10 protein-coding genes are annotated in these 12,564 nt (G+C 57.2%); 2 read left to right on the forward strand and 8 right to left on the reverse strand.

Annotated features, from left to right (window positions below; genetic code table 11):
- Positions 1–98 precede the first annotated feature (98 nt).
- The 8 genes from QQF73_RS18715 to QQF73_RS18750 all read right to left on the reverse strand — a co-directional run bounded on the left by QQF73_RS18715 (position 99) and on the right by QQF73_RS18750 (position 11,496).
- Positions 99–815, reverse strand: coding sequence for a sensor histidine kinase (locus QQF73_RS18715; protein ID WP_285369081.1), 717 nt, complete (start codon positions 813–815; stop codon positions 99–101).
- Positions 812–2,449 carry a tetratricopeptide repeat-containing response regulator gene (locus QQF73_RS18720; RefSeq protein WP_219865230.1) on the reverse strand — a complete coding sequence of 546 codons (1,638 nt, stop codon included), beginning with the start codon at positions 2,447–2,449 and terminating at the stop codon, positions 812–814. The genes QQF73_RS18715 and QQF73_RS18720 overlap by 4 nt, the downstream gene beginning before the upstream one ends.
- Complete coding sequence (locus QQF73_RS18725; RefSeq protein ID WP_219865231.1) at positions 2,446–5,964, reverse strand: hybrid sensor histidine kinase/response regulator; 3,519 nt, start codon at positions 5,962–5,964, stop codon at positions 2,446–2,448. Before QQF73_RS18725 ends, QQF73_RS18720 begins: the two co-directional genes overlap by 4 nt.
- Before the next feature lie 44 nt (positions 5,965–6,008).
- Positions 6,009–6,515: a hypothetical protein gene (locus tag QQF73_RS18730; RefSeq protein ID WP_219865232.1), complete on the reverse strand. Its 507-nt coding sequence runs from the start codon at positions 6,513–6,515 to the stop codon at positions 6,009–6,011.
- 92 nt (positions 6,516–6,607) lie between these two features.
- The gene (locus QQF73_RS18735; protein WP_219865233.1) at positions 6,608–8,374 is read right to left on the reverse strand and encodes a sodium:solute symporter family protein; all 1,767 of its coding nucleotides are present in this window, start codon (positions 8,372–8,374) and stop codon (positions 6,608–6,610) included.
- A 6-nt stretch (positions 8,375–8,380) separates the two neighbouring features.
- The gene (locus QQF73_RS18740) at positions 8,381–8,644 is read right to left on the reverse strand and encodes a DUF4212 domain-containing protein (RefSeq protein WP_219865234.1); all 264 of its coding nucleotides are present in this window, start codon (positions 8,642–8,644) and stop codon (positions 8,381–8,383) included.
- A gap of 212 nt (positions 8,645–8,856) precedes the next feature.
- On the reverse strand, positions 8,857–9,564 hold the full coding sequence (locus QQF73_RS18745) for a 3'-5' exonuclease (RefSeq protein WP_219865235.1): 708 nt from the start codon (positions 9,562–9,564) through the stop codon (positions 8,857–8,859).
- 15 nt (positions 9,565–9,579) lie between these two features.
- The gene (locus tag QQF73_RS18750; RefSeq protein WP_219865236.1) at positions 9,580–11,496 is read right to left on the reverse strand and encodes a putative nucleotidyltransferase substrate binding domain-containing protein; all 1,917 of its coding nucleotides are present in this window, start codon (positions 11,494–11,496) and stop codon (positions 9,580–9,582) included.
- A gap of 126 nt (positions 11,497–11,622) precedes the next feature.
- Between QQF73_RS18750 and smrA the strand changes: the two genes are divergently transcribed.
- Positions 11,623–12,246 (forward strand): DNA endonuclease SmrA, encoded by a 624-nt coding sequence (gene smrA, locus QQF73_RS18755; protein ID WP_285369082.1) that lies wholly within the window; start codon positions 11,623–11,625, stop codon positions 12,244–12,246.
- Positions 12,247–12,317: 71 nt separating this feature from the next.
- Positions 12,318–12,500 carry a hypothetical protein gene (locus tag QQF73_RS18760; protein WP_228743114.1) on the forward strand — a complete coding sequence of 61 codons (183 nt, stop codon included), beginning with the start codon at positions 12,318–12,320 and terminating at the stop codon, positions 12,498–12,500.
- Positions 12,501–12,564 lie beyond the last annotated feature (64 nt).

Here is a 12,564-nt window from a genome sequence, read left to right on the forward strand (position 1 = left end):
CATGTGAGAGTAGGTCATCGTCAGACTCCTAATACCAAAAACCCCAGCTTCCTCGAGGCTGGGGTTTTTTATTGCCCGGAGAAAAGTTGCTGACGCGGTCAGGGCAACCAGATTTCGAAGACACCCCCACCAAGACTGCTGCCATTGTGCAACTTGATGGAACCGGTTCGCTCGCCCTCACAGTGAAGGCGAGCGATGGACGATGCGAAAAATAAGCCCAGGCTGGTACTGCCGTTGTCGAAGTCCAGCGATCTGAAATTCAGCGTCCCCGAGTGCTGCATGCTCTCCGGATAGCCTTCGCCGTCGTCCTCAACACCAATGACGAGATAGCCGTTCCGTTCCTCTGCCGTCAGTCGAATCCTGCTTCGCGTGTACCGTAGCGCGTTGTTGATGGTGTTGTTCAGCACGCCGGTCAGCAAGTCCACATCGAAGAAGCCATTAATATCCTGAGCTTCAATGTGACACTCGATGCCGAGGCCGTTAAGAAGGGGCGTGTGGCGGGCAAGATGCGCCGATAGAAAGTCCGGAACGAAATGCTCTTCGATGTGGGCCGACAGTTTTTCCTCACCGAGCCGGTAGATGCCGAGTAACTGCACCAGATCGTTATGCATACGTTCTGCTTCGTACTGCAGGGTATTGAAGCGGGATGAGTCATTCGGGGCTTTGTCGTAATCCGCTCGTAACTCGTCGAGAGAGTTCAGTAGCATCCCCAGAGAGTTTTTCATGTCGTGGACGGCCGATGCCAGGACCATTGAAAAATCGATGCTCTGGTCGCCCGGTCGGGCCGGTTTTTTTGACGCTTGTGAGTCGGTCATGCTGTAAGTCCCTCCAGTTTTCGGCACAGCGCCACATACCTTCGATGCTGCCGGTGTTGCTCGGGAAGCCCCTCAAGCCGGTTGAGGCACTCCCTGCACTGTTTCAGGAGTTCGGTGTTGTTGGAATCGGCTTCATGTTCCTTCATCAGCACCTGAACCAGATTCAGGTTCAGGGCAGCGTGGTCCGGAACCACGGCCAGTGCCCGGGAGAAAGCCTCAGCCGCGGTCCGGAGTTGGCCGGACTCAAAGGCTTTTATACCGTCCCGGTTGAGAGTACGAGCCTGAAGTTTCTGGCGAAATCCCACGGGTTCGTCAAGAAGGTTCTCAATCCGCTGCACAACGTCCGCATCGTCAGAAAAGCGCTCGGCAAGCTGTGCCAGCAGGGCCTTGGCGTCCTTGTCACGTTCGACCCGGAAAAGCGTCTTGGCAAAATCGAGACCGGTTTCGGCATCCAGCGTATCTGTGCTTTCAATAGCCTGCTCAATCCCGGCGAGAAGTTTTTCAGCGTCCTGCTGGTTCCCCTGGCCGGCGTGCACCCGGCACTGGATGAGCCTGCTCCGTAGGCCAATGTTGTCCCGGTCCGAAAATCGTTTCTCCATCCGGTTCAACACGGCAATGGCCTCGTGAGCACGATCTGCCCCTTCCGGTTCTCGATCACCCTCACTGAGCTCTGAGAGGCTCTGGCCGAGGGCCAGGTGATGTTCGGCACAGTCGTGGATGGAATGGGTGCCGAGCGACACAGTACGTCGCCAGGCCTCGGCTGCGGTTTCCATGTCCTGGTTGGCTTCGGCCAGTTCCGCCAACTGTCGCTGGCGCAAGAGTGCTTTTGGGGAATGGTCAACGGCCTGTTCGAGTACCCGTTGGGCCTCTGTTACCTTGCCTTGACGTTCGAGGCCGTCGGCCAGCAGATCGTAGGCTTCCATGTAGTCCGGGTGCTTGGTGATGAGTTGTCTGAGGCTGTCGACCGCCTGGTCGTAGCTCTGGTTGGCCAGCAGTACCTTGCTGCGCCCGAGCCGAGCCCAGGACAGCTCCCGCTGGTTGAGCACCTCGTCATAGATCTTCGCGGCATGCGCCAGGTCGCCAAGACGGAAGTAAAGGTCGCCCAACGTCTTCATCAACCAGGTTCTATAGCGCGGCTGTTTGGGTAAGGTCTGCAGGCACAGGGAGATGGCCTCGGGATAATTTTCCCGGTCGATCTCACGATTTATGGGATATAGCGCAGTACGCTGATCAATCAGGGCGCTCAGGCGCTGTTCCAGTACGGCGCGATTGATGGGTTTGGTCAGGTACCCGTCGGGCTGGTTTTCACGGGCGCCCATGACCATTTCTTTGGACGTTTCTGCCGTTACCATGAGAAAGAGCGACGAACGTTTCAGCAGTTTCTTGTGTCGGAGTTCCTCCAGTACATGCTGGCCATTTCGGCCTTCGCCAAGGTTGTAATCGCACAGAACGACGTCGATGTGATTGTACGTACAGATCTGGATGGCCTGTGCGGCATTGGCTACCAGTTCAATGTTATCTGCACCACAACTCCTGAGCATCTGGCGCATTGAAAGGCGGAAGTTCTCGAAATCATCAATGACCAGGTAGCTCAGTTTGTTGAACGCGCCGGCTTTGTTGCTGGGATCAGTCATGACCGCTTCTGCTTGAGTAACTTGTTGACCAAGGCTCGCAGGGCTGCTGGCTTAACGGGCTTGTAAAGTATGTGATAGCCACGGTTTATCGCATCGTCACGGACTTCTGGCGCCATGTAACCGGTGATCAGTATGCCGGGAATGTCATTGCTGACTGCTTCCCGGAGGCTGTCCATCGCATCCAGCCCGTTCTTGTTATCATCCAGTTGATAGTCAGCCAGAATGATTTCAGGCGTCCGACCATCCAGTTTCTGAACCGCGTCTTCCAGACTCTCTGCCGCGGTGACATCACACTTCCAGTTGCCCAGGAGCGCCACCATACCCTGGAGGATAGCGGGGTCGTTGTCGATACACAGCGCATGGAGACCGCCAAGGCTGGAAACCCGGCGGGAACCCGACGAGGGCTTGTCACTGACCGACTCGCGCTGTTCCGGAACAGCAATCGGAACAGTGATGCCGAACAGACTGCCGCGACCCTGGATTGAATGCACGGTTACCGGGTGGTTGAGCATGCCACTGATCCGGTCGACGATGGCCAGCCCCAGGCCCAGGCCTTTCTTGTCCCGCCCGGTCTGGAAGCGCCGGAATTCCTCAAAGATATGGGCTACCTGATCTTCCGGTATGCCCGGTCCGGTGTCCCAGACATCGATCCGGATATAGCCTTTGAGTCGGCGGCAGCCGAGCAGGATCTTGCCTTTTGGGGTGTAGCGAATGGCGTTGGAAAGGAAGTTCTGTATCACCCTGCGCAACAGCTTGGCATCGGACCGGACCCAGGCGGTGCTGGGTACCACGTGCAGGTCGAGTCCCTGATCCTTGGCAATGGCGGAAAAATCCGTCGCCAGGTGGCGCAGAATCTCGTTGACAGGGAAAACGCCAATGTCCGGCTCCAGTGCCCCGGCGTCGAGTTTGGAGATGTCCAGCAGCGTGCTGATGATCTCTTCGGCAGCGCCAAGGGAACTGTCGATGTGATCAACCAGATCCTTTGTTTCGCCATCGGAGGCCTTGCCGGCCAGGGCAGAGGTAAAGAGGCGGGCAGCGTTCAGGGGTTGCAGCAGGTCGTGACTCGCAGAAGCGAGGAATCGGGTTTTACTCTGGTTTGCCTGTTCAGCAACGGACTTTGCCTTGAGCATCTGCTCGTTGATGACCTGCAGTTCCTGGGTCCGTTCCTTGACCCGTTGTTCCAGATAGATATTAGTCTCTTTCAGCGCCTGTTCGGTTCGGCGCATGGCGGTGATGTCCTGGAAGGTGGTGACATAGCCCCCACCCGGTATGGGGCTGCCATCGACTCGCAGCACCGTTCCATCCGGACGCTGGCGCTCGTAGGACATCGGTTTGCCTTCGCGCATGCTGGCGCATCGGTTGGCGACGATGTCGTCAATACGCCTTGCGGACAGGTTGGCATTCGTCAGGTTGTAGCGCATCAAATCTTCCACCGGACGGCCGACCCGAACGAAGCCTTTAGGGTATGTGAACAGCTCCAGGTAGCGATGGTTCCAGACCACCAGTTGCTGCTGGTGATTCACGACCGACACACCGAGGCTGATATTCTCAATGGCCGACTGCAACAGTTCCCGACTGAATGTCATGGCCTGGGAGGCTTCGTCAACAATGCTGACCACGTCCTCAATCTGCATGTCGCGGCCGGTGAGGGTTGACTCCAGAACCACCCGCGCCGTTGATGCCCCGATCACCGATGCCAGTTGACGCTCAATGTACTTCATCAGATGCGAGGAAGCCGGACGGTGCGGATGCAGGCGAATTGCATTACGACGTTCGTAATTGCGGAAAATGGTTTCCGAACGCTCCTCTCCCATGAACCGATCGGTCAGCGCCTGCAGATCCGATGTCAGGATTTCTCCCTGCCAGCTTTGATGTTGAGCGGTCTCTGCCTTGGGTTGGGGATCATGGAAGAACGAGGCAATCTGGATCTTTTCCCGCACCCGTTGACGCGTCAGCATCGACAGGACGGTGTAGGTAAGGGTATTGATCCCGAGACTCCAGATAATGCCATGGCTGATCTGGTCCAGTTCCGATCCGAACAGGGCGGTTGGACGGGTCCAGCTCAATCCCCAGAGGCCCTGGTTGATCAGGGTGTCGGTAACCCATCCTGTGGTCGCGAGTGCTGGCAGCAACAGCGTGTAGCACCACATCAGAAAACCGAGAGCCAGACCCCAGACGGCGCCCATGTAATTGCCCCGGCGCCATATGATGCCTCCCACCAGAGCCGGACCAAACTGGGCAGCGGCCGCAAAGGAGAGGAGCCCGAAGGCCGTCAGGCTGTAGTCCTCGCCGGCCATTCGGTAGAAACCATAAGCGGTGAGCAGAACCACAAAGATGGCGACACGGCGAATGCTGAGCAGCAGATAGCTCAGGTCCGCTCGCCGGTTCATTCTCGGGCGGAAGAATTTCAGCAAGGCCGGCATTATGATTTCGTTGCTGACCATGGTCGCAATGGCGACAGAACAGACTATGACCATGGCGGCAGCGGCGGATCCGCCGCCCAGGAACGCCAGAATGGCGAGCCATTCTTCGCCTGCCATGATTGGGAGTTGCAGGATGAGGATGTCGGGGTTGCCGTTTGCAGCCTCAGGGGCCAGCAGCCCGGCGGCGGCAATCGGGAGCACGAAAGCGCTGGCAACAATGAGGTAGATCGGCATGGCCCAGCGGGCAATCTCAAAGTCCCGATGATCGGTGTTCTCGACAACCATGACGTGAAACTGCCGGGGCAGGCAGATGATGGCCAGCATGGCCACCAGTGTCTGAGTGATGAACGCCGGAGCCTCAAGACCTTCCGTGGTAAGGGTGCTGATCAGGTCTGCGTCCCTTGCCCTCGTCAACAGGTCGCCAAATCCGCCGTACAGTCCATACCCGACGAACAGCCCAACGGCGACGAAGGCGATCAGTTTGATCAGTGACTCGAAGGCAACGGCCTGAATCATCCCCCGGTGGTGTTCCGTGGATTCCAGGTGACGGGTACCGAACAGGACGGTAAAGACTGCCAGAGCAAGGGTGATGTACCAGGCCGAGTCGTTCCAGGCGACAGTACTGAGTTCGGTGGACCCAGTGCCGGTTTCGGAGAGGACATTAAAGCCCATGGAGATTGCCTTCAGCTGAAGCGCGATGTAGGGCACGCTTCCGATCAGTGCGAACGTGGCAATCATTGCCGCCAGGAGCTGAGATTTGCCGTATCGGGAGGCGATGAAATCGGCAATGGAGGTGCTGTTGTTGCGCTTGCTGATGTAGATGATGCGGCGGAGCAGCGGGGCACCGAACAGGAATACCAGCAACGGACCAAGATAGATGGGCAGGAAGCCCAGACCCTCCTGGGTTGCCCGCCCAACAGCGCCATAGAAAGTCCAGGACGTGAAGTAAACCGCCAGGGAAAGCGCATAGATATGGGTGCGCACGAGCCGGCGGCGATAGAGTCCCGGGTGTTTGTCACCGGCCCAGGCGATGACAAACAGAATCGAGATGTAGGTGAAAGAGATTAAAACCAGCAGCCAGGCACTAATCATGGTAAAGCGATTCCATCGGGTGCGGGCATTGTGCTACCGGCCCTTCAACCGGTGCAGACTGTTTTCAGCAGAGTGTCGGAGGTACCGAGTACCTTCATGTTATCCACCCGGGGCGAGCCGTCGGAGCCCAGTGGAACCAGTTCCCGGGATTCGCAATTGAGAATGTGGATCCGATGTGACACTGCGTCAGTCAGTTTCTGTTCGAAGCGATACAGGGTAAAACGGACAATATCCGAGTTGGAGGTATCGTGGCTAATGCTTTTGGTATCCACGGTCGAGAATGCGGTGACATAAGGGAAGGCAAAGGTCCAGGGACGCCAGAGAATGCTGTCGGATTCAGTGTTGACGATAACCGCCTCGTCCGGAAGCAGGGTTTTCTTGTGTTCATACCAGGTGTATTCGCCATGAATCAGGTATCCGAGCATCCCCATTCCGGCAAACACCGGGATAATCCACTTCGGAGCTCTATTGCGGGTGGCTTTGCGGATGCCAAGGGCAATACCGGCAGCGCCCAGGCCGCAGAATACAGTGGCGACTAAAATCCAGAACATACGATCGTTTCCTCAAAAAAGAACGGGCTCCCTCATTGAGGAAGCCCGTTCAGTACAACCTGTCAATTCAATGAATCAGGTCGGTTTGTAGCTTAGTGGTCTTGAGCCTGACCGGCACCGCGAGGGTAACGGACGCTTTCAACCAGCTCCTGAATCTCAACGGGCGGTTCTTCAGTTGCGTTGGATACAGCGAAGGCTACCGCAAAGTTGACGATTGCACCAACCGCACCTATCGACAGTGGGGAGATGCCCAGTACCCAGTTTTCCGGGGTGTCTGGCAGGTTGTTGGTGCCAGGAATGAACAGCCAGCCCTTGTACACGAAGATGTACGCGAGGGTGAAGACCAGACCGGTCAGCATACCGGCGATGGCGCCAGTGTTGTTAACGCGCTTGGAGAAGATACCCATCATCAGCGCCGGGAACAGGGATGCAGCGGCGATACCGAATGCCAGTGCAACAACCTGTGCCGCGAAGCCGGGAGGATTCGCCCCAAGCCAGGTGGCGACCACGATAGCGACGGCCATGGAGATCCGTGCCGCGAGCAATTCGCCTTTCTCCGAGATGTTCGGGTTAATGGAACCCTTGATCAGGTCGTGACTGACCGCGGAGGAGATCGCCAGCAACAGACCCGCTGCTGTGGACAGGGCCGCGGCAAGACCACCCGCTGCAATCAGACCGATAACCCAGCCTGGCAGGTTGGCGATTTCGGGGTTGGCCAGTACCAGGATATCCCGGTTAACGACCAGCTCATTGCCTTCCCAGCCGCGTGCCTGTGCTTCGGATTCGAAGGCGGGGCTGTCGTTATAAAGCTGGATACGGCCGTCCGAGTTCTTGTCTTCGAACTGGATCAGACCGGTAACTTCCCACTCTTTCACCCAGTTTGGACGCTCATCGTACTGGATCGGCTCGGAAGAGGTGCCGTCCGGGTAGATGGTGGTCATCAGGTTCAGGCGCGCCATGGAGGCAACCGCAGGGGCTGTCAGGTACAGCAGGGCAATGAACACCAGGGCCCAGCCGGCAGACCAGCGAGCGTCAGCAACCTTCGGTACGGTGAAGAAGCGGATGATTACGTGCGGCAGGCCCGCAGTACCGATCATCAGTGACAGGGTGAACAGAACCATGTTCAGCTTGTTGTCCACGTCTGCGGTGTACTCGTTGAAACCGAGATCAGTGATGATCTGATTCAGCTTGGTGAGCAGCGGCATGCCGGAATCCACGTGTGTGGAGAACAGACCGAGACCGGGAATCGGATTGCCGGTCAGTTGCACGGAGATGAACACGGCAGGGATGGTGTAGGCGATGATCAGAACGCAGTACTGGGCTACCTGGGTGTAGGTGATGCCCTTCATGCCGCCGAGTACGGCGTAGATGAAGACCACGATTGCTGCGATCATCAGACCCAGGGTGGCGTCAACTTCGAGGAACCGTGAGAATGCAACGCCCGCGCCGGCCATCTGACCGATTACGTAGGTTACCGAGGCCACAATCAGGCAGAGAACCGCCACCAGACGCGCATTCTTGCTGTAGAAGCGGTCACCGATGAACTCGGGGACGGTGAACTTGCCAAACTTCCTCAGGTACGGAGCAAGCAGCATCGCGAGCAGCACATAACCGCCGGTCCAGCCCATGAGGAAGGTGGAGTTGGCATAACCACCGGCGGCAATCAGGCCGGCCATGGATATGAAGGACGCCGCTGACATCCAGTCCGCACCGATCGCCATACCATTGGTGATCGGATGAACGCCGCCGCCGGCGACATAGAAGTCCTTGGTGCTACCGGCTTTCGCCCAGATAGCGATCAGGATGTAGAGGAGGAAGGAGCCCCCTACGAAGATGATGTTGATGGCAAATTGGCTCATTCGTTCTTACTCCTCGTGCACGCCGAATTTTTCGTCGATCTTGTTCATGCGCCATGCGTAGTGAAAGATCAGCGCGATGAACGTGAGAATGGAACCTTGCTGGGCAAACCAGAAGCCCAGGTCTGTTCCACCGACGGGAATACCGGCCAGCATTGGGCGGAGCAGAATGGCAAACCCGTAGGAAACGAGGGCCCAAACGACGAGGCTCCCGATTATCAGGCGCAGGTTTGCCTTCCAGTAGTTTTCAGCGTCGTAGCTATGACCAGACATAAGATCACTCCTGTGTTGTTGTTGTGGAGGTTGGGTGCGTTTTGTATGTGGTTTTCCGGATAGAGAATTTATTATTCATATAGTAACTCTCCGACTTGTTGTCATACCTGACTTTACCCGTCAAGGGATAGATAGATATTGGCAAAAGGTCTAATTCTCAGTGATTTGCCGCCGATTTCGACCATTCAGGGAGTCCCCCGATCGGTATTTGTTCAGAATCGATGCATGTTTTGCAGGCGACGGTGGTAATGCAGTTTGTCGTGAAGTTCCTTTAACGTCCTCAGGCCTTCCTTGCGCGCCAGATTCAGGGCGATCAGAGTGAGTTCGGCGGTGGCGAGGGCATCGGCCGCAGCATTGTGTCGGGCGCTGACCTCCAGACCGAAGTAGTCGGCCCAGTGATCCAGGCCTTTTCCACCGGTTTTGGCCTCCGGGAAGAACGCGGGCAGCAGGTCAGCCACGTCCATCCAGGTGTGGCTTGTGGTGTAGCCCAACTGGCTGCGGAGTGTTTTTTCCAGGAATTTCTGATCAAACGCCGAATGGTAGGCCAGCACGGGATCGCCGTTCATCCAGTCCAGCAGATAGAGCAGGGCGTCTTCGGTTTCGTGCCCCTGCGTCAGAGCCTCGTGGCCGATGCCGTGAATCAGGACAGTTTCGGTGATGTCCAGTTCCGGTCGCCGGAGAATCAGGTCGAATTGGTCATTCAGGTGAATGACGCCGCCGCGAATGGCGACAGCCCCAATGGCAATTACCTCGTCCTTGGCGGCATTCAGCCCAGTCGTCTCCAGGTCGAGGACAATCAGGCGGCTGTCCGAAAGCAACTGGTCGCCCGGGGTTTTGGGATTCGGCAGGTTCTCCGAGTCCAGGCCGGCGCTGCGGCCGCCGCGGCGCCGTTCTATCCACTGTTTGATCTGCTCAAGCATGGTTCAGGCCGGCCTTCAGAGTTGGTAGGTTACTTCCAGTTTCTGCTGCAATCGCTGCGCCTGCCGGAAGGACTCGCGCAGAATACGCCGGTCCAGCGGGTTCAGGTCGTCCGGATTGATATAGTTTGTCAGTTCCTCGCCCCGGTTCAGCATTTCCTGGTGGGATCGCATGCGAATGGCCTGGATCAGGCTGTAACCCTCTTTCCACGCGTTGGCATCTTTAGGATCGAATATTCCTTTCTTGGCGAGTTCGTCCATCCGCTCCAGTGTGTTCGCGGATTCCACTCCATTGGCGAGCGCAAACACCCGCACCGACTCAACAAACGGGGCAAGGCCCTGACGCTTGAGATCGAGGGCGTGCTTGTTGCCATCGGAGACGTAGCGGAAGTTGCGGAACATAGTCAGCGGCGGTTTGCGCTGGAACGCATTCCCGGCAAGCATTTTCTGGAACAGGGCATTCTTGCGGATGCGGGAAAGCACTTTATCCAGAAGACGGTGCAGAGGCTCGGTGGGGCCGAACACGGCCCGCATGTCCAGGAAAATAGAGGAGTAGACCAGGTTCTGCGGTGTCGAGGCATCGATAAACCGGATGAACCAGTCGTCCCATTCGCGATCGCTGAGGCAGAGCTTGGGATTGCTCGCCATGATGTTGCCCTTGCACAGCGTGAAACCGCACTCAGCGAGCTCCTGGTTCACCGTTTGCGCGAAGGGGAGCAGTTTCTCGCGAACCTGGTCCTCGGTCATGCCTTCTGGCGTCTGGAACAGGATGCCGTTGTCCTGGTCGGTTAACAGGGTTTGTTCCTGTCGGCCCTCACTTCCGAAGGTCAGCCAGGTGAACGGGACTCCGGGGTCGTTCTTCTTGATGTTGAGTTCCAGTACCCGGCGTACAGTGACGTCGTTCAGGGTGGTGATGATTTTTACCACCTGGCCCGAATCCGCGCCGTGGGCCAGCATGGCATCGACCAGTCGCGACACATCGGTTCTCAGGCTGATCAGGGTGCGCAGGTGGGTTGCGGTGCCGATGGTACGGGCGAGGTTGACGAGATCGACCCGTTGCAGGGCGAACAGGTCGCGCTCGGATACCACGCCGATCAGACGATTTTCATCATCGACCACACACAGGTGGGCAAAATGATGCTCCGCCATCAGCATGGCGGCTTCGAAGGCGTCGGCATGAGAGGGCAGGCAGCAAGGATCCTTGGTCATCACCTGCCGTATCGGGGTGTCCAGCGGACCTTTCTCCTCGGCAATCATGGTTCGCAGGTCCCGGAGAGTGAAAATGCCGGCGGGATGCCGGTTGTCGTCGGTCACGATGATGCTGCCGACACTGTTGTCGTGCATGCGGGCGACGGCTTTTCGCACTGGAAGGTCCGGAGAGCAGACGATGGGATTCCTGAGGGCGTAGCGCTCAAGCGGGGTGTCAAGGGTGTTGCTGGAGCCGATCGAGGCCATTGCGCTGGACTGGATTCGCTGATTGACCTGATCGAGCAGGCTGCTCACGCCGCGAAGACAGAAATCTCGAAAGGGGTCGCTTTCAGAGAACAGAGTGATAAAAGCGTCCTGTTCGATACTCAGGCAGAAGGTGTCGCCTGACGCCCTGTGGAGGGTGCGGGTCGGCCTCTCGCCGATGAGCGCGGCCAGCGGAAAGCACTCCCCCTGGCTGATTTCGAAGGTGGTATCGGTGCGATCTTCCTTTTCGTTGTGGCGTTCGCCGCGAATCCGTCCCTGCTTTACGATGTAGAATCGTTTTACCACCCCGTCGTCCGGAGATATGACTTCATCTCCGTCTGCGTAAAATCGAAGAGTGGCATGCTCTGCGAAATGAGCGAGATGGTTGTCATCCATGCTGGAAAACGGAGCATGCTCCCGAAGGAATGTCATGATCGCGCGGGTGTTGTGTGGGCGGGAGCTGTCCTGATTCGCTGCGGCCATGTCGGGGGTCCTTGCCTGCGTTATTATTGTCCGGTTCCAGTGTAGTTCACCTGGCCGATGAGGAGCCTTACGATTTTCGTCGAACGGGTGAGGCCGGATCGCAATTCTTTAAGGCAAAGAGAGCGAGTGGTAAAGTTTGCCAATTCACTGAACACTGACAGCACCGCCATGACCACGAAAGAAGAACGCCAGAGCTTTCTCGAAGAGATGAAGGATGTCAGGCGTATAAAAAAGCCCAATCGCGCCCAGGTCCAGACGCCAAGGGAACTGACGCCGGGCCATCTGGAACGTCAGCGTGCGGCGGTTGAAAAGGTTATCAAGGACAGGAATCCGCTGACCTCGGACATGGTTGAGCCATTGACGGCTCATGACATCCTGGCCTGGCAGCGTCCGGGTATCCAGCACGGTGTCTTTCGCAAGCTGCGTTTGGGGCAGTATCCGATCGAAGCCCGACTGGATCTGCACCGGATGACTGTTGATCAGGCGCGCCGGGAAGTGTTTGCGTTTGTCGGGGATTGCGTCCGGTACGGGTTGCGATCCGTAATCATTCTGCACGGCAAAGGTGAGCGCAATCCCGATGGTATTGCACAGTTAAAGAGTTATCTGGCGAAGTGGCTGCCCGAGCTTGAAGATGTGCTGGCTTTTCATTCGGCCCAGAAACACCATGGCGGCACCGGTGCCGTCTATGTCATGGTTCGAAAGAGTGAACGGGACAAGCAGCACAATCGTGAGCTTCACGGGAGCCGTTAATCCGCCCCGCATCCCAGTTTTTCCTAATCAAGCCGCCTAAGCGGTCCCAGAGAGGTAGTAGCGTGAAAAAAATGTTGTTGATTGTATTCGCCGTAGCCGCACTTGCCGGTTGCAAGGATCGAGTCATCTGGAATGACAACGGCAAGCTGGAAGGCGCCACCGAAAATCGAGAGGTATGGAACACCAACGGCCAGATGGACTCCGGAGAGCGCAAAATCTGGGTCGATAAGGAAGGCAAGGAAATCATCAAGTGATGGTCTGGCCCGGACACGATCCGGGTCGGCAAGAATAAAAACATAGCGTTTCGGATCGCCGGAA

The sequence above is a fragment of the Marinobacter albus genome (assembly GCF_030238305.1).
Lineage (GTDB): Bacteria > Pseudomonadota > Gammaproteobacteria > Pseudomonadales > Oleiphilaceae > Marinobacter > Marinobacter albus.

Bases quoted from the DNA above. Each gene is read 5' to 3' on its own strand.
- QQF73_RS18715 (WP_285369081.1), bottom strand. From the start codon at position 815: ATGACCGACTCACAAGCGTCAAAAAAACCGGCCCGACCGGGCGACCAG.
- QQF73_RS18720 (WP_219865230.1), bottom strand. From the start codon at position 2,449: ATGACTGATCCCAGCAACAAAGCCGGCGCGTTCAACAAACTGAGCTAC.
- QQF73_RS18725 (WP_219865231.1), bottom strand. From the start codon at position 5,964: ATGATTAGTGCCTGGCTGCTGGTTTTAATCTCTTTCACCTACATCTCG.
- QQF73_RS18730 (WP_219865232.1), bottom strand. From the start codon at position 6,515: ATGTTCTGGATTTTAGTCGCCACTGTATTCTGCGGCCTGGGCGCTGCC.
- QQF73_RS18735 (WP_219865233.1), bottom strand. From the start codon at position 8,374: ATGAGCCAATTTGCCATCAACATCATCTTCGTAGGGGGCTCCTTCCTC.
- QQF73_RS18740 (WP_219865234.1), bottom strand. From the start codon at position 8,644: ATGTCTGGTCATAGCTACGACGCTGAAAACTACTGGAAGGCAAACCTG.
- QQF73_RS18745 (WP_219865235.1), bottom strand. From the start codon at position 9,564: ATGCTTGAGCAGATCAAACAGTGGATAGAACGGCGCCGCGGCGGCCGC.
- QQF73_RS18750 (WP_219865236.1), bottom strand. From the start codon at position 11,496: ATGGCCGCAGCGAATCAGGACAGCTCCCGCCCACACAACACCCGCGCG.
- QQF73_RS18760 (WP_228743114.1), top strand. From the start codon at position 12,318: ATGTTGTTGATTGTATTCGCCGTAGCCGCACTTGCCGGTTGCAAGGAT.